Source organism: Corynebacterium sp. P3-F1 (assembly GCF_030503635.1).
GTDB lineage: Bacteria > Actinomycetota > Actinomycetes > Mycobacteriales > Mycobacteriaceae > Corynebacterium.
Genome location: NZ_CP129965.1, coordinates 1,059,330 through 1,075,488, shown reverse-complemented (window position 1 = coordinate 1,075,488; position 16,159 = coordinate 1,059,330). Strand labels below are relative to the sequence as shown.

At 64.0% G+C, this 16,159-nt stretch carries 14 protein-coding genes and 1 pseudogene; 10 read left to right on the top strand and 5 right to left on the bottom strand.

Features of this window, described 5'->3' with window-relative positions:
* Positions 1–210 precede the first annotated feature (210 nt).
* Both QYQ98_RS05060 and QYQ98_RS05055 read right to left on the bottom strand, forming a co-directional pair.
* Positions 211–2,163, bottom strand: a complete 1,953-nt coding sequence (locus QYQ98_RS05060) for an ABC transporter ATP-binding protein (RefSeq protein WP_302007683.1) — start codon at positions 2,161–2,163, stop codon at positions 211–213.
* A gap of 285 nt (positions 2,164–2,448) precedes the next feature.
* Positions 2,449–3,921, bottom strand: a pseudogene (locus tag QYQ98_RS05055) (ABC transporter ATP-binding protein); the annotation flags it as partial.
* A 276-nt stretch (positions 3,922–4,197) separates the two neighbouring features.
* Between QYQ98_RS05055 and QYQ98_RS05050 the strand changes: the two are divergent.
* The 10 genes from QYQ98_RS05050 to QYQ98_RS05005 all read left to right on the top strand — a co-directional run bounded on the left by QYQ98_RS05050 (position 4,198) and on the right by QYQ98_RS05005 (position 12,704).
* Positions 4,198–5,910, top strand: a complete 1,713-nt coding sequence (locus QYQ98_RS05050; protein WP_302005846.1) for a nitrite/sulfite reductase — start codon at positions 4,198–4,200, stop codon at positions 5,908–5,910.
* The gene (locus QYQ98_RS05045; protein ID WP_302005845.1) at positions 5,907–6,164 is read left to right on the top strand and encodes a hypothetical protein; all 258 of its coding nucleotides are present in this window, start codon (positions 5,907–5,909) and stop codon (positions 6,162–6,164) included. Before QYQ98_RS05050 ends, QYQ98_RS05045 begins: the two co-directional genes overlap by 4 nt.
* Entirely contained in the window at positions 6,164–6,943 is a 780-nt protein-coding gene (locus tag QYQ98_RS05040) for a phosphoadenylyl-sulfate reductase (RefSeq protein ID WP_302005844.1), read from the top strand. Before QYQ98_RS05045 ends, QYQ98_RS05040 begins: the two co-directional genes overlap by 1 nt.
* Positions 6,940–7,863 (top strand): sulfate adenylyltransferase subunit CysD, encoded by a 924-nt coding sequence (cysD, locus tag QYQ98_RS05035; RefSeq protein WP_302005843.1) that lies wholly within the window; start codon positions 6,940–6,942, stop codon positions 7,861–7,863. Before QYQ98_RS05040 ends, cysD begins: the two co-directional genes overlap by 4 nt.
* Positions 7,863–9,203 carry a sulfate adenylyltransferase subunit 1 gene (locus tag QYQ98_RS05030; RefSeq protein ID WP_302005842.1) on the top strand — a complete coding sequence of 447 codons (1,341 nt, stop codon included), beginning with the start codon at positions 7,863–7,865 and terminating at the stop codon, positions 9,201–9,203. Before cysD ends, QYQ98_RS05030 begins: the two co-directional genes overlap by 1 nt.
* A 5-nt stretch (positions 9,204–9,208) precedes the next feature.
* Entirely contained in the window at positions 9,209–9,904 is a 696-nt protein-coding gene (locus QYQ98_RS05025) for a sirohydrochlorin chelatase (protein WP_302005841.1), read from the top strand.
* 13 nt (positions 9,905–9,917) lie between these two features.
* Complete coding sequence (locus tag QYQ98_RS05020; RefSeq protein WP_302007681.1) at positions 9,918–10,886, top strand: sulfite exporter TauE/SafE family protein; 969 nt, start codon at positions 9,918–9,920, stop codon at positions 10,884–10,886.
* Between the two features lie 153 nt (positions 10,887–11,039).
* Positions 11,040–11,456 carry a hypothetical protein gene (locus tag QYQ98_RS05015; protein WP_302005840.1) on the top strand — a complete coding sequence of 139 codons (417 nt, stop codon included), beginning with the start codon at positions 11,040–11,042 and terminating at the stop codon, positions 11,454–11,456.
* Positions 11,453–11,959 (top strand): MarR family winged helix-turn-helix transcriptional regulator, encoded by a 507-nt coding sequence (locus tag QYQ98_RS05010; protein ID WP_302005839.1) that lies wholly within the window; start codon positions 11,453–11,455, stop codon positions 11,957–11,959. Before QYQ98_RS05015 ends, QYQ98_RS05010 begins: the two co-directional genes overlap by 4 nt.
* Before the next feature lie 67 nt (positions 11,960–12,026).
* On the top strand, positions 12,027–12,704 hold the full coding sequence (locus tag QYQ98_RS05005; RefSeq protein ID WP_302005838.1) for a GPP34 family phosphoprotein: 678 nt from the start codon (positions 12,027–12,029) through the stop codon (positions 12,702–12,704).
* A 211-nt stretch (positions 12,705–12,915) separates the two neighbouring features.
* Here QYQ98_RS05005 and QYQ98_RS05000 read toward each other — a convergent pair whose 3' ends face one another.
* The 3 genes from QYQ98_RS05000 to QYQ98_RS04990 all read right to left on the bottom strand — a co-directional run bounded on the left by QYQ98_RS05000 (position 12,916) and on the right by QYQ98_RS04990 (position 15,964).
* Positions 12,916–13,977, bottom strand: coding sequence for a biotin/lipoate A/B protein ligase family protein (locus QYQ98_RS05000; RefSeq protein WP_302005837.1), 1,062 nt, complete (start codon positions 13,975–13,977; stop codon positions 12,916–12,918).
* Positions 13,978–14,505: a type 1 glutamine amidotransferase domain-containing protein gene (locus QYQ98_RS04995; RefSeq protein ID WP_302005836.1), complete on the bottom strand. Its 528-nt coding sequence runs from the start codon at positions 14,503–14,505 to the stop codon at positions 13,978–13,980. It lies immediately after the preceding gene.
* Between the two features lie 67 nt (positions 14,506–14,572).
* Positions 14,573–15,964 carry an AI-2E family transporter gene (locus tag QYQ98_RS04990; RefSeq protein WP_302007680.1) on the bottom strand — a complete coding sequence of 464 codons (1,392 nt, stop codon included), beginning with the start codon at positions 15,962–15,964 and terminating at the stop codon, positions 14,573–14,575.
* Positions 15,965–16,159: the final 195 nt, after the last annotated feature.

Here is a 16,159-nt window from a genome sequence, read left to right as displayed (position 1 = left end):
AGCCAAAACCCGGAACCTAAGCAGACTGCTTGGTCTATAAATCTAGCCGGGGAGGGTTCGGAGTCAAGGGCATCGCCCGATTTATATTCAGCAGAACTGCCTGTTATGCAGGTGTATTAATACGGTCCGCGGACTGGGATCGACGTGTCGGAAGCAAAAAAGGGTGCCCAAGAGAGGCACCCTCGTAAGCAGACAGAGAAGTCTATATTGTTAGTCTTCGTCGCTGAATTGCGACTGGTTCAGCTCGTAATACACGCCACGTCGTGCGAGAAGTTCTTCGTGGGTTCCCTGCTCGGCAATGGTGCCGTTCTGCATGACGATGATGAGGTCGGCGTCGCGGATCGTCGATAAGCGGTGCGCGATGACGAAACTTGTGCGGCCGTTGCGGAGCGCGTTCATGGCGTGCTGGACGAGGACCTCGGTGCGCGTGTCCACGGACGAGGTGGCCTCGTCGAGAATGAGCAGCGGGGGCTGGGCGAGGAACGCGCGGGCGATGGTGATGAGCTGGCGCTCGCCGGCGGAAATGGAGCCGCTGTCCTGGTCGATTTCCGTGTCGTACCCATCGGGAAGTGAGCGAACAAAGCGGTCGACGTAGGTGGCTTGCGCTGCGGCGATGACTTCCTCGTCGGTGGCGTCCAGGCGGCCGTACCGAATGTTGTCCATGATCGTGCCTGTGAAGAGGACTGCATCTTGCAGCACCATGCCGATGTTGGAGCGCAACTGGGAGCGCGAGAGGTCGCTGATGTCGCTGCCGTCGAGGCGGATGGAGCCGCCGTCGACCTCGTAGAACCGCATGATCAGGTTGACCAGCGTGGTCTTGCCGGCACCGGTGGGGCCGACGAGCGCCGCGGTCTGGCCGGGCTCGACGCGCAGGGAGAGGTCTTCGATCAGCGGGGTGTCGGGGGAGTAGGAAAAGTCCACGTGGTCGAATTCCACGAGGCCGCGGGCGTTGCCTTCGGTCGCGGAGCCGGATGGGGTGTCAGCGCTTTCCTCTTCAGCGTCGAGAAGCTCGAAAACACGCTCGGCGGAGGCGACACCGGACTGGAGCATCTGCATCATGCCGGCGATCTCGCCGAGGGGCTGGTTCATCTGGCGGGAGTATTGGATGAAGGCGGTGGCGTCGCCGAGCGTGATCTTGCCCGAGGCGACTTTGAGGCCGCCGAGCACAGCAATGGCCACATAAGACAGCGAGCCGATGAACTGCATGATCGGGTGCATCGAGTTGGCCAGGAATTGCGCCTTCTGTGCGGCGGCGGCAAGCTCCTCGTTGCGCTCGTCGAATTCGGCGCGGATTTGCTCGCCCCGGCCGAAGATAGTGGCCACGTCGTGGCCGGTGAAGGCTTCCTCGACGTGCCCGTTCAAATCGCCGGTGGCTTTCCACTGAGTGACAAATTCCTTCTGGGAGCGCGTGCCCACGACACCCATGACGGCGCCGGTCAGCGGGATGGCCAGCAGGGCGACGAGGGCGAGCTGCCACGAGATGGACAGCATCATGACCACGATGCCCACCAAAGTGAGTAGAGCGTTGAACAGCGACGACAGGGATTGCTGCAAAGCCTGCTGGATGTTGTCCACGTCGTTGGTCGTGCGGCTCATCACGTCGCCGCGCTGGCGGGAATCGAAGTAGGACAGCGGCAGGCGGTTGATCTTCGCTTCGACCTTCTCACGCAGGGCGTACACCGTACGCATGGTCAGCTTGTTCAGGATCGCGCCTTGCGCCCACATGAGCAGTGCGGCGATCAGGTACAGCGCGAGGACGGCGATGATGAGTTCGCGGAGGCGGTCGAAGTCGATGCCGTTTCCGGGGTTGAGGTCCATCGCTGCGGCCATGTCCGCGAAACGGTCTTGGCCGGCTGCGCGCAACCCCTCCACAGCCTGCTCGGGCGTGGTTCCTTCGGGCAGCTGTTTCGACACCACGCCCGCGAAGATCACGTCCATCGCGTGCCCCAGCACCCGCGGCGCCCACACCGCAAGAATGACGGAGCCGGCGTTCATCAGGAAGACCAGCGTCAACGCGATCTTGTACGGCGTAAGCAGCCCGAGGAGCCGTTTCGCGGAGGGCCAGAAGTGCTTGGCTTTCCGGGGCGCCTTGTTGGAGTAGTCGTCCCCGGCCATGGACTCTTCGTAGGCGGCCAGTTGGTCGTCGGTCATCTGCTCGCTCATGCGGTCACCGCTTTCTGGCTCTGGTCGATCTCGCGGTAGGTCGAGCTGGATTTGCAGCTCGTCATGGGTTCCGCGTGCGACGATTTCGCCGACCTCCATCACGAGAATCTGGTCGGCATTGCGTATCGACGCCACCCGTTGCGCCACAACAATCACAGTCGCGTCCTTCGTGTACGAGGTCATCGCATGTTGCAGCTTGGCTTCTGTGGTGGCGTCGAGGGCGGAAAAAGAGTCGTCGAAAAGATAGACATCCGGCCGCGCCACGAGCATGCGGGCGATGCACAGGCGCTGGCGCTGTCCGCCCGAGACGTTGGTGCCGCCTTGGGCGATGGGCATGTCGAGAGTGTCGACGAAGCCCGCTTGCGCCGTCCGCAGCGTCTCCCACAGTTCCTCATCGGTGGCGTCGGGGTTGCCGATGCGCAGGTTGGAGGCGACGGTGCCGCGGTACAACCAGGGTTTCTGCGGGACCATTCCCACTGATCCGCTGACGAGCACGTGCCCGGAGGTGGGGTAGTAGAGCTCCGGGATGAGCCCCAGCATCGTTGATTTTCCAGCACCGGTGGAGCCGATGATGGCGGTGACGGTGCCTGGCTGCGCGGTGAAGGTGATGTCCTTGAGCACCGGTTCCTCGGCACCCGGGTAGCGGTAGGACACGTCGTGGAACTCCACGGTGCCCGGGGCCGAGTGGGCTGTACCCGCACCCTCGGTGGCACCGTCGGTGGCACAGCGCGCCGGCCGCGGCTCGGCGGGCTCGTAGGCCAGAACTTCGGTGATGCGGCGGCCGCACACGAGCGCGCGGGGAAGCATCATGAGCATGAACACGCCCATCATCACGGCCATGAGGATCTGCATGAGGTACTGCATGAACGCGGTAAGTGAGCCGACCTCCACCAGCCCCTGGTCCACGCGGTGACCGCCGAACCACAGCACTGCAGTGGTGGCCAGGTTCAGGATGAGCATGATCACGGGGAACATGGTCACGAAGACGCGACCGATGTTGAGGCTCAGGCGGGTCAGTGCGCCATTGGCATCTTGGAAGCGCTTGGCCTCGAAGTCTTCCCGGCCGAATGCGCGGACGACGCGGATGCCCGCGATCTGCTCGCGCAGCAGTCCGTTGATGGCGTCCAGCTTCTTCTGCATCCGGCTGAACATGGGCATGAGCAGCGCCGCGATGATGGTGACCACCACGGCCAAGACCACCACAGCCACGATGACAAGCCAGGACATGCCGGCGTCCTGGCGTAGGGCCATGATCACGCCGCCGACGGCCATGAGCGGGGCGGTGACCATGAAGTTGAAGAAGAGCAGGGTGGTCATCTGCACCTGCTGGACGTCGTTGGTGGCGCGGGTGGTCAGTGTGGCTGGTCCGAAGTGGTTCATGTCTTCGGAGGTGAAGCGGCTGACTTTGTCGTACACGGCGCGGCGGATGTCGCGGCCTGTGCCCATGGCCGCCGCCGAAGCGAACCACACTGCGGCGACAGCGGCGGCGACTTGGACGAAGGAGACGCCGAGCATGAGCATGCCCACGCGGCGGATGTACGGCACGTCGGCCGCGGCGACTCCGTTGTTGATGATGTCGGCATTCAAATCTGGCAGATACAGGGTGGCCAGGGTGGAGATGAACTGGAGCACCACGACTGCAGCCACGTATCCCGCATAGGTCTTTCCGTATCGCCCGGTGAGGCGGAGGAGGTCCACTACATGTCCTCGTTTCCATGTTTCGGTTTTGAGGTTTTGGTTTTCTGACGGCGTAATCATATGACGCGGAGTGGACACGCTGTGTGCGGAAGCGGAGCGCGCACGAGAAAACACCAGGAAAGAGACGGACCGAGTGGTCTATAAGTGGACGATACTTTATCCCCGAAGGAGCGCCTCGGTCGAATTTCATTCACCTAGATATCCAGTTCATACGTGAAAAGAGGGCGGGGCAGATGATTTAGACCGAGTGGTATATGTACGTTCATCACAGCACTTCTGAGAGAGCCGCCGACTAGACGGATCGGTTCACTTTCAACCATCAGCGAAGGAGGCGGCATGACCACCACAACGAGCCGCGAACGGAAGGCCCGTAAGCCGCGCCCACAGCGCACCCCCAAGCCTGAAGGCCAGTGGAAGATCGACGGGCAAACCCCGCTGAACCACGACGAGGAGCTGAAACAGGAAGAGCCGGTGCTGCAGGTCAAGCAGCGGGTCATTGACACCTACTCCAAGCAGGGTTTCTCCTCCATCCCCAACGAGGACCTGTACCCGCGCTTCAAGTGGCTCGGCCTGTACACGCAGCGCAAGCAGAACCTGGGCGGCGAGCACACGGGCAAGGACAACCTCGAGCTGCAGGACGAGTACTTCATGGCGCGCGTGCGTTTCGACGGCGGCCAGTGCTCCACCGCCCAAGCCCGTGCCGTGGGGGAGCTCTCCCGCGACTACTGCCGCTCCACGGCAGACCTGACGGACCGCCAGAACATCCAATTGCACTGGGTGAGCATCGAGGATGTGCCCGCGATGTGGGAGAAGCTCGAGTCGGTGGGGCTGAACACGTGGGATGCCTGCGGCGACGTGCCACGCGTGATCATGGGTTCGCCGGTGGCGGGAATTGCCAAGGACGAGATCATCGACGCGACGCCGGCCATCGAGAAGATCAAGAACGAGTACGTCTTGCGCGAGGAATTCCAGAACCTGCCGCGCAAATTCAAGTCGGCGATCTCCGGCAACGCCCGCCAGGACGTCATTCACGAGATCAACGACATCGCGTTCATCGGTGTGGAGCACCCTGAGCTCGGCCCCGGCTTCGAGCTCTTCGTCGGCGGCGGCCTGTCCACGAACCCGATGCTGGCGCAGTCGCTCGGGGTCTTTGTCACCCTCGAGGAGGTTCCCGAGGTGTGGGCCGCTGTGGCGCGCATCTTCCGCGATTACGGTTACCGCCGCCTGCGCAACCGCGCACGCCTGAAGTTCCTTGTGGCGCAGTGGGGTACAGCGAAATTCCGCGCCGTGCTGGAGGACGAGTACTTGGGCTACAAGCTTCCCGATGGCCCGCGTGCCCCGACGAACCTCATCGACCGCGACCACGTGGGCGTGCACGAGCAGAAAGACGGCAAGGTCTATCTGGGCGTGAAGCCGACGATGGGTCACCTGACGGGCGAGCAGCTCATCGCTATCGCCGACTTGGCGGAAAGCTACGGCCTGACGCGTTTGCGCCTGACATCGTTCAAGGAGATTCTCTTCCTGGATGTCGATCCGGCGAAGGTCGACAACCTGGCTAAAGACCTCCAGGATATGGGACTGTACTCCAAGCCAAGCGAATTCCGCCGCGGCATGCTCACCTGCACGGGCCTGGAGTACTGCAAGCTCGCGCACGTGACCACCAAGGCCAAGGGCATCGAGCTTGTCGACGAACTCGAGGACCGCTTCGGCGACATCGACTCGCCCATCACCATCACCCTCAACGGCTGCCCGAACTCGTGCGCCCGCACACAGGTCTCCGACATGGGCTTCAAGGGCCAGATGGTTGACGACGGTAACGGCAACAAGGTCGAAGGCTTCCAGGTGCACCTCGGCGGTACGGTAACCCGCGAAACCGCCGAGGGCGATAAGGAAGCCAATTTCGGCCGTAAGCTGCGCGGCCACAAAGTGCTCTCGTCTGAATTGGGGGAGTACGTGAGCCGGGTGGTGGCAAATTACGTCGATAAGCGAAACGAGGGCGAAATCTTCCGCGACTGGGTGCTTCGCGCCGATGAGGAGGACCTGAAGTGAGATTCCGCCGCGAGCCGAATGCGAACCGCAATTTCCCCACGCATTGCCCCTATTGCGCGGGTGAGGCGCTGTTCCCGGACGAGACAAGCGATTTCGCGTGGAAATGCACCGAATGCCTCCGTATCTTCGAGGTGAAGTTCCACGGGCAGGACGCCCCCGAACAGGCCCCGGCGCCGGCGAAATCCACGGAACAAGCCATCCAGGAATCGCTCGCGCGCCACGGGCACGACGCGGTGTTGAGGAAGGAGAAATAATGGCCGATTTTCTGTCGCGGGCCAGCGCCGACGTGCGCGACCCGGAGATCAGCCCGGAAGGTCCGAAGGAGACCGAACCGCTGCGCGCGGAGATCGCGGAAGCGAATGCGCGGCTTGTCGACGAATGGGCCGACAAGCTGTACGACGCCTCCGCGCAAGAGATCCTGGAGTGGGCCCACGAGCACGCGCCGGGCAAGCTCGCGGTGACGCTGAGCATGGAGAACACGGTGTTGGCGGAGCTGGCGAAGGACTTCCTCCCGGACGCGGACTTCCTGTTCCTGGACACCGAGTACCACTTCCCGGAGACTCTCGAAGTCGCTGACCAGGTGGAACAACGCTACCCGGACCAGGAGCTAGTGCGCGCCAAGGCCATCCTCTCGCGCGCCGAGCAGGACCGGGTGTACGGCCGCGCGCTGTACCGCACGAACCCGACGGCGTGCTGCCGGATGCGCAAGGTGGAGCCGCTTGCGGTGCACCTGTCGCCGTACGCGGGCTGGGTGACCGGCCTGCGCCGCGCCGACGGGCCGACGCGCGCGCAGGCGCCTGCGTTGTCCCTGGATGCGACGGGGCGGTTGAAGATCTCGCCGCTGATCACCTGGTCCCTGGAAGACACCGACGATTACATCGACGACAAGAACCTGATCATCCACCCCCTGACCAAACAGGGTTACCCCTCCATCGGCTGCGCCACCTGCACGCTGCCGGTGGCGGAGGGCGAGGACCCGCGTGCGGGCCGGTGGGCGTTCAGTTCCAAGACGGAATGTGGGTTGCACTCATGACACAGACACAATTGGCACAGACAGACACACTTTCGCCCCACCTCAAGGACCTCGAGAACGAGTCCATCCACATCATCCGCGAGGTGGCGGGGCAGTTCGACAAAATCGGCCTGCTCTTCTCTTCCGGCAAGGACTCGTGCGTGGTGTACGAACTGGTTCGCCGCGCCTTCGCCCCTGCGGCGCCGCCGATTGAGCTGCTGCACGTGGACACCGGCCACAACTTCCCCGAGGTCATCGAATTCCGCGACAACCTGGTGGAGAAGACCGGGGCCCGTCTGCGCGTCGCCCACGTCCAGGACTGGATCGACCGCGGTGACCTGGTGGAGCGCCCGGACGGCACCCGCAACCCGTTGCAGACCGTGCCGCTGGTGGAGACGATCGCGGAGGTCGGTTACGACGCCGTTCTCGGTGGTGCCCGCCGCGACGAGGAGCGCGCCCGCGCCAAGGAGCGCGTCTTTTCCGTCCGCGACTCCTTCGGCGGCTGGGATCCGCGCCGCCAGCGCCCCGAGCTGTGGGACCTGTACAACGGCGAGAAGCTGCCGGGCGAGAATATCCGCGTCTTCCCCATCTCGAACTGGACCGAGTCGGATGTGTGGGAGTACATCGGTGCCCGCGGCATTGAGCTGCCGGCGATCTACTTCGCTCATGATCGCGAGGTGTTCAACCGCGACGGCATGTGGTTGACCGCCGGCGACTGGGGTGGCCCCCGCGAGGGCGAGACGGTGGAAACCCGCCGTGTCCGCTACCGCACCGTGGGCGACATGTCCTGCACCGGTGCTGTTGAATCCGACGCCACCACCATCGACGAGGTGCTCGCTGAACTGGCCACCTCCACCTTGACCGAGCGCGGCGCCACCCGCGCGGACGACCGCTTGAGCGAGTCCGCCATGGAGGACCGCAAAAAGGAGGGTTACTTCTGATGAGCGCACCTACACTCAATTCCCCCGCCGCGAGCGAGGTCCTGGCCGACCGCGCGACGTTGCGCCTGTGCACCGCGGGCTCCGTCGACGACGGTAAATCGACGTTCGTCGGCCGCCTGCTGCACGACACCAAGTCGGTGCTCGCCGACCAGCTGGCCAGCGTGGAGCGCACCTCCGCCGACCGCGGCTTCGAGGGCCTCGACCTGTCGCTGCTCGTCGACGGCCTACGCGTCGAGCGCGAGCAGGGCATCACCATCGATGTCGCCTACCGCTACTTCGCCACCGACAAGCGCACGTTCATCCTCGCGGACACCCCGGGGCACGAGCAGTACACGCGCAACACCGTCACGGGCATGTCCACCTCCCAGGTTGTGGTTTTGCTCGTCGACGCCCGCAACGGCATCAAACCCCAGACCGTCCGCCACCTCACCGTGGCGAGCCTGCTCGGGGTCAAAACCGTGATCCTGGCCGTGAACAAGATCGACCTGGTCGACTACTCGGAGGAGGTCTTCGAGGGCATCCGCACCGAGTTCGAGCAGCGCGCGCAGTCCCTCGGCATCGCCGAGCCGCACGCCGTGCCGATTTCGGCGCTCAAAGGCGACAACGTCGTGGAGCGCTCCGCGGCGACCCCGTGGTACGAGGGCCCGAGCGTCCTCGAGCTGCTGGAGACCATCCCGGTGCACTCCGGCCGCGCGCTGGACCTGCCGTTCCGCTTCAACATCCAGTACGTTCTGCGCGAGCACGCCACCGACTACCGCGCGTATGCCGGCACGGTGAATGCGGGCACGATCAGCGTCGGCGACACGGTCACCGCGCCGAACGGCTGCACGACGACGGTCACCCACATCGACACCGCCGACGGCCTCGACAGTGCGACCACCGCCAATGCGGGCGATGCAGTTTCGCTGCGTCTCGCTGACGACATCGACCTCGCCCGCGGCGACCTGCTGGCTGGTGCTGGTGCAGCAGACCAGAATGAGCAGGGGGGCGGATACCCGGAGTTCGTCCGCGAATTCCACGGCACCGTCGTCGGGCTCACGGAGAAAGATATCTCGGCAGGTCAGGCGGTGAAGCTGCGCTACGGCACCTCGCTCGTGCGCGCTCGTGTGGCCAGCGTCGACCGGGTCCTGGACATCGACGGCACCCCGGAACATAACTCCGACGACACCGCTCCTGCATCCTTCGGCCTCAACGACATCGCGCACGTGACCGTCCAGACCGCGCAGGAACTGCCGGTCGAGGAGTACGCCGCGCGCGGCGCCGTGGGCAACTTCCTGCTGATCGACCAGGCCAGCGGCAACACTCTCGCCGCCGGTCTCGTGGGAACACGGTTGAGGTAAACATCATGACGGCACTGATCACGCTCTCGCACGGTTCACGCTACCCGGGCGCACAGCCGGGAGTCAGCGAGCTCACGCAGGCGGCGGCCCGCCAGTTGGGGGTGACCGGGGTGGATGCCCACCTCGAGTTCGACACCCCTGATCTCACCGCCGCGGCGCACCAGCTCGCCGAGCAGGGACACACCCGCGCCGTGGTCGTGCCGACACTGTTCACCACCGCCTTCCACGCCACCCACGACGTGCCCGAGGCCATCGCCGCCGCCACCGCGGAAACGGGGTTCGACCTCGTCGCCGCCGACGGCTTGGGCCAGGGACGCGACGTCGCGGCTGTCCTTGCGGCACGCGCGCTTATCGACGCCCCACGTGCCCCTCGCATCGTCCTTTACCCCGTGGGCACATCCAATGAGGAGGCGGCTGCGAAGACGGTTGAGCTGGGACGGGACGTCGAAAAGCTTGCTGGCATCCCCGTGACCACCGTTCCCGCGACCGGGGTCGGCAAGCTTGTCGGTGCGAACGGCATTGATGCCGTCGCCGACGAAAACACGCACTTACTACCGCTATTTGTGACGAGGGGGTTGCTGCTGGACCGGGTTCACCGAAAGTGGCCCGGGTCCATCTCCGCACCGCTCGGCGCGGACCTCGCACACATCATCGCCGCACGCTACTGGGCGGCGCACTCCCTCTCACCCGCAAAGGTATAAAAACATGAATCGCATGGTCACACTCATTCTCATCGCCGTCGCGGGACTCGCTGGACAGCTTGTCGACGGCGGACTCGGCATGGGCTTCGGCGTCACCTCCACGACCATCCTGATCATGCTCGCCGGCCTCGGCCCCGCGCAGGCCTCCGCGGTGGTGCACACCGCTGAACTGGGAACGACCCTGGTCTCCGGTTTCAGCCACTGGAAATTCGGCAACGTGGATTGGCGGGTGGTCGCCGCGATAGGCATACCCGGCTCCATAGGCGCGTTCGCCGGTGCGACAGTGCTGTCGAACCTGTCCACTGAGGCGGCGAAGCCGATCATGTCCCTCATCCTCGCCGCGATCGGCATCAACCTGATCTGGCGCTTCTCCCGCGGTATTGTTCGTCGTCAGGCAGCGGCAAAGCCGCACTCCGCACCGTTCCTGGGCGTGCTAGGCGTCTTCGGCGGCTTCATCGACGCGACCGGTGGCGGCGGCTGGGGGCCGGTAACTACTTCGACGCTGCTGTCCGCTGGCCGCAGTGAACCGCGCCGCATCGTCGGCACCGTGAACACCGCAGAGTTCTTCGTCACCGCCGCTGCGACCGCGGGCTTTGTCATCGGGATGTGGGAAGACCTCGTGGCTAACCTCTCCGCCGTGCTCGCCCTTCTCATCGGCGGCGTGATCGCCGCCCCGCTCGCCGCATGGTTAGTCACCCGACTCAACCCGATCCTGCTCGGCGGCGTGGTGGGCACCCTGATTGTCACCCTGAACTTGCCCGTCGTTCTCAAGGCCCTCGGCGTTGCCGCTTCCGTCCTGGTGGTCGTGCGCATCGCAGTCATCATCGTCGGTCTTGCACTGGCCTTCCGCGGCTGGAAGAAAGCCCGGGAGAACTCCCGTACCGCCGCCGAGAAGGAGGGGGCCAGTCCCGCCAGGCAATCCGGGAAAAGCGACGCAGTGACCGAAGCAGCCGAGTCCGCGTCGGTATCCGCGAACCGATAGGAATTCGGCGCCGAGACGCACAAGCTCGTAGGTCCGTGGCCTGCACCTGCATCCAGCCGAGTGGCAAAGGAGTAGGGCGGCCGCGGATTTTCTCGTTGTGGAAAATGCTTAAACTCTGTGCAGGGCCTGTCGACTGCATCTAGAATGAATGACATGTCATGGAATAGTGATAATGAAACGGTGCGCACCATTCGTGCGCCAAAGGAAGAGATTGCTTCCGTCGTGACGGACGTTCCGTCCCTGCCGCAGTGGAATCCTGCTTTCAATTCCGTCGGAAAACGCAATGAAGATGGATCATGGCCTGTCAGCGTGCACAAAGTCGTATCCGGTTCCATCGGGTGCGAGATCGACGGGGATGTGGTGCAGTTCGCTATTGACATTCCGGGGCTGTCTGAGCGCTCGGAATTTCTACTCGAAGGTGTATCAAATGACGTGACACGTGTATCTCACCGTGTGAGGCAAAGCGGCCCGCTGAGTGCCCTCATCGGTGACGGGGAGGCGAGGCTGGTTCCCGGCAAGCGCCTCGCGCGGTTAGCTCGGATCGTGGAAAAAGAACGGATCCCGCAGTGACAGACGACGCTTCTCTCTGTCCCGATGAATTCCGGTACCTGATCCTGGCTCTCCAGCGTCAGGGGAGCCGGAGGCTCAACGCTTTGTTCGCAGACATCGGACTGACTAATTCTCAGGCAGAGACGATCGAAGTGCTTGGCGAGTATGGGCCGATCAGCACCCGCGAAGTCGGAAAATACCTGGTCTGTGAATCCGGCAGCCCGAGCCGGCTGCTCGCGACTCTATCCAAAAAGGGGCTGTCTGTCGCGGCACAATCCCACGAAGACAAGCGTTTGACCCTGCATGCGCTATCCCCGGACGGGCGTGCCCTCTTGCAGGAGATCCAGCAGATGCAGGGCGCATTCGATGCCGAGCTGGCAGAGCAGTTAGAGGAACTCGGTTCGGGTTGTGGCGAGAGCCTTGCGCACGAACTTGCGCGCTTGGTCACGGATCCGGAACTCAATGGTGCGCTTCAGCGGCGCTTTCCGCACCTGTTCGATCGTGAGGAGGATGGCCGTGGCTAAGGCGCGGTAGCAGGCGGGTGGGGGTTAAACTAGGCCACACTCATCCGCTAGCTGAAAGACACTTGCCATGCTCGTTACTGAAGCACTGTTTCTCCTGCTCTCGAACAAGTCTGACCGTTTTGAGATCGGAGTGAGCCACCAGCGCGTCGCCCTCAACGGTGCGCTGCTGTGTGATCTTGTCGCCACTGGTTTGGCCACAATCGAGGATGGCAAATCTCCCACCGCGGTTGCCGCGGCGGGCGCAGCGAAGCGAGCGGCGGCTCACCCAGCGTTGGCTCACGGCGTGGCCCGCCTGGAGGCCAAAGACGGCCAGACAGTCTACTCGGCGCTGAATTCCCGCAAGTTCGCGGATAAGGAAGCGCTCGCGCAGCGCCTCATCGAGGAAGGCGTGCTCGACCAGGAGCGCGCTAGCTTCCTCGGCCTGAAGTGGACCCGCTTCCCGGAAAAGGACGAGACCATTGAGGCCGCCATGCGCGACCGGTACCGCGATATTTTCCACGGCCATGCGGAGCCGCGTCCGGAAGAAGCCATGGTGGTCCTGCTGCTGAAGAACACCGGTGAGCTGCGCCGCATCTTCCTCGACGAGATCCAGGGCGTGCCCTTCAGTGAGGTGCGCGTCCGAGTGCGCGATATCGACCGGGCAGTGCTCGAGGGCGCGACCTTCGACCACGCCAAGGAGATCAATATCGTCCTTGACGCAGTCGCGCGGGCCGCAGCCGTCGAGGAAGAGGCCGCGTCCAGCTAGGGCACGCGGTGGGTCCAGCCTCGCTGCCGTCAAAAAACGCGAACGGTAACAATTCAACGGTAACCCCCGCCAGTTACGTCCACGTTTGAAGACGTAAGCGGCTGATCGGGAGTAAAGTTACCGTTTGATTGTTACCGTTCGTGGCTTTGGAGGGGGCAGCGGGATCGAGTTCGGCCGTCGCGGGGGCGACCGAGACCGGGGGCGGCGCCTGCTACGGGACGCGGTGGGTCCAGGCCTCGGTGCCGAACTTCTCCTCCACCAGTTTCTCGGCGGCGACGATGTCCGCGTCGGACAGCTCGCCGACTTCGGCCGGGTAGCGGGAGGTGAAGGTGTTCATCAGCGCTTCGATGACCTGCTGGCGGGAGACACCTGTCTGGCTGCGCAGCGGGTCGACGCGCTTCTTGGCAGAGCGCACGCCCTTGTCGGCGAGCTTCACCTTGCCCACGCGCAGGACGTCCATCATCTTGTCGGCGTTGATGTCGTAGGACATCGTGGTGTGGTGCAGGATCGCGCCCTGAATGCGCTTTTGGGCGGCACCGCCGATCTTGCCGCCGTCGGAGGTGATGTCGTTGATGGGCACGTACCAGGCGTTCACGCCCAGGGACTGCAGCCCAGCGAGCACCCAGGTGTCCAGGTACTGGTAGCTGTCCACGTAGCTTAAGCCGGCGACGATGTCGTCGGGAAGGTACATGGAGTAGGTGACACAGTTGCCGCCCTCCATGAACATCGCGCCGCCGCCGGAGATGCGGCGGACGGGGACGATGCCGTGCTTCTCAATGCCGTCGGGGTCCAGCTCGTTTTGGAAGGACTGGTAGGAGCCGAAGACGACGGCCTTGTCCTCCCATTCCCAGAAGCGCAGGATCGGGCCCTTGCGGCCGGCTGCGACTTCCTCCAGGAGGTACTGGTCCAACGCCACATTCACGGGCGTGGGCAGCACCGGGGAGTGGATGACGGTCCAATCGTAGTCGGTGAGATCTTTGGCGTCGAGAAGCGCGCGGCGTGCAGCGGTGGCCACGTCTCGCGTGGAGAACCCGTGGAGGGAAACGGCGGGGAGGGGGGACAGGGCGTCGTCGATACGCTGCTGCAGCTCCTCGGCTGTTTCCGTCACGGACGCGCCGATGAGTGCGCCGTTGATCGCGTCGTAGGCTTCCTCCGGTTCGAGGAAGAAGTCGCCGGAGATCTGGGCGCTGGTGACCGTCGAGCCGTCATCCGTGAGGTCCGCGACAACGAGCTTGCCGCCCGCGACCTTCACCTCGAAGTGGTGGGATGCCATTTACTTGGCGAACTCCTCGATGATCGCCTTGTTGAACGCCGGGAGGTCGTCCGGGGTGCGGGAGGAAACGAAGCCCTTGTCCACGCGGACCTCCTCGTCCACCCACGTCGCACCCGCGTTGGACAGGTCCGTCTTCAGCGACGGGTAGGAGGTGATGGTCACGCCGTTCAGAGCCTCGGCGTCGGCGAGGATCCAGCCGCCGTGGCAAATGACGCCGACGGGCTTGTTTGCCTGAGTGATCTCGCGGACGAATGCGACGGCCTTCTCGTCGGTGCGGATGGTGTCGGCGTTGCCGGTGCCGCCGGGGAGGATCAGGGCGTCGAAATCAGCGGCGTTCGCGTCGGCCGTGGTCTGGTCGACGGTGACCTTCTCGCCGTTCTTGCCCTCGATCTCGCCGGTCTCCGTGGAGACGACAGTAATGGTGGCGCCTGCCTCGGCGACTGCGTCGCGCGGGCTGGTCAGCTCGGAGTCCTCGAAACCGTCGGTGGCCAGGATTGCGATCTTCTTGTTCTCAAGTGCGTTAGTCATGCGGCCCAGTGTAAAGAGAAAACGCCAGCCGGGGGCTGGCGTTCACTCAGAGCGTATTTAGGACGTGTTAGTCCTTCTTTTTCTTCTGGATGTCTTCCTCGTCGATGGCGCGGGTGTCTCCCGGAGCGTCGTGCTTTTCCGCGTTCTTCTTGCTCAAGCGGGTTTTGCGCGGGACCTTCGTGGAGCCCAGCTTGCCGGCTTCTTCGTCGAGTTGCGTCTGGCCCTTGCGGCGGCCCATGGAACGCATGCGGTCGCGCACGGCCAAGAAGTCTTCGCGGGAGTCGAGTGTCTGACTCTGCTGGGTGGCGATCTGGATGTCATCGGCCGTGATCTCACCGGTGCGCAGGGAGACCATCTCCGCCCAGTAGCGCAGCCACACAGCGGCGACGGCGGCGACCGGGACAGCCAGGAACGCACCGATGATGCCGAAGAGGGTGCCGCCGACAGCGACCGCGAGCAGGACGATCGCGGCGTGCAAGCCCATCGAGCGGGACTGCAGGATCGGCTGCAGGACATTGCCCTCGATCTGCTGGACCAAGATGACCAGGCCGAGCGCCAGCAGCGCCTTGGTCAGGCCGCCGGACACGAGCGCCACGATGACAGCGAGAGCACCCGCGGTGAACGCACCGATAATGGGGATGAACCCACCGAAGAACGTGATCACCGCCAGCACCGGTGCCAGCGGCACGCCCAGGAGGACCAGTCCGACACCGATGAACACGGCATCCACCATGGACACGATCGCCTGCGTGCGGATGAACCCGGAAAGAGTGTTCCACGAGCGCATGAGCACCTCAGTCAGGTGCCAGCCGACCTTCACGCCCGTGTACTTGCGCAACCACGGCAGGAAGCTGTCGCCGTCCTTGAGGAAGAAGAACGACAGAACAAGCATCAAGCCCAGCGTCGTGCCTATCGACGCCGCCGCGCCGATCCCCGTCACCACACCCGATGCGATGTTGGAGGCCTGGCCACGGACGAATTCACCTATCTGGTTCACAGCCTGCTCGATCTGGCTGGTGTCTACGTCGAAAGGCGCAGAGTTCTCCAACCAGTTCAAGATCTGCTGGACACCCTCCTCGGCCTGGTGGTAGAGCTCAACCGACTGAGTGCGGATCGTCGGCGCCATCGCCGCGAAGATGCCGCCGATGACACCAAAGAAGGTGATCAATACCAAGAACACCGCAAGCGCCGACGGCACCCTGTGGTTACGCAGCCACCGCACCGGCGGCCACAGGACGGTGCAGAAGATCAGGGCCAGCAGCGTCGGCAGTACGCCAACCCACACCGATCCGATCAGCTTGAACAGGATCGCAGTGGCGATGACGATGACGATGAAACGCAACGCCCATGCCGCCGCCGCGCGTCCGTCGGCGGCGATGACGCTGCCGCGGTCAATGGGCTCGTCCGAAAGCGACTGCGCGGCTCGCGCGGGAGTCGGTTCCGTGTTCGGCGCCTCCACGGAGTCGAGGAGGGTGGTGGCGAAGTCTCTCGTCCCGTCAGTTGGTGCGGTCTGCGCGGTATGCGCTGTTTGGTCTGTTGGCGCTGGGCGCGGGGTGTGCGCTTTATGCGTCTTGCGCGCCTCGTGCGCAGGATTCTGTTCAGTCACGAACAAGCATTCTGCCAGACAAGCGACGAAACACAACAACCTTGTCCT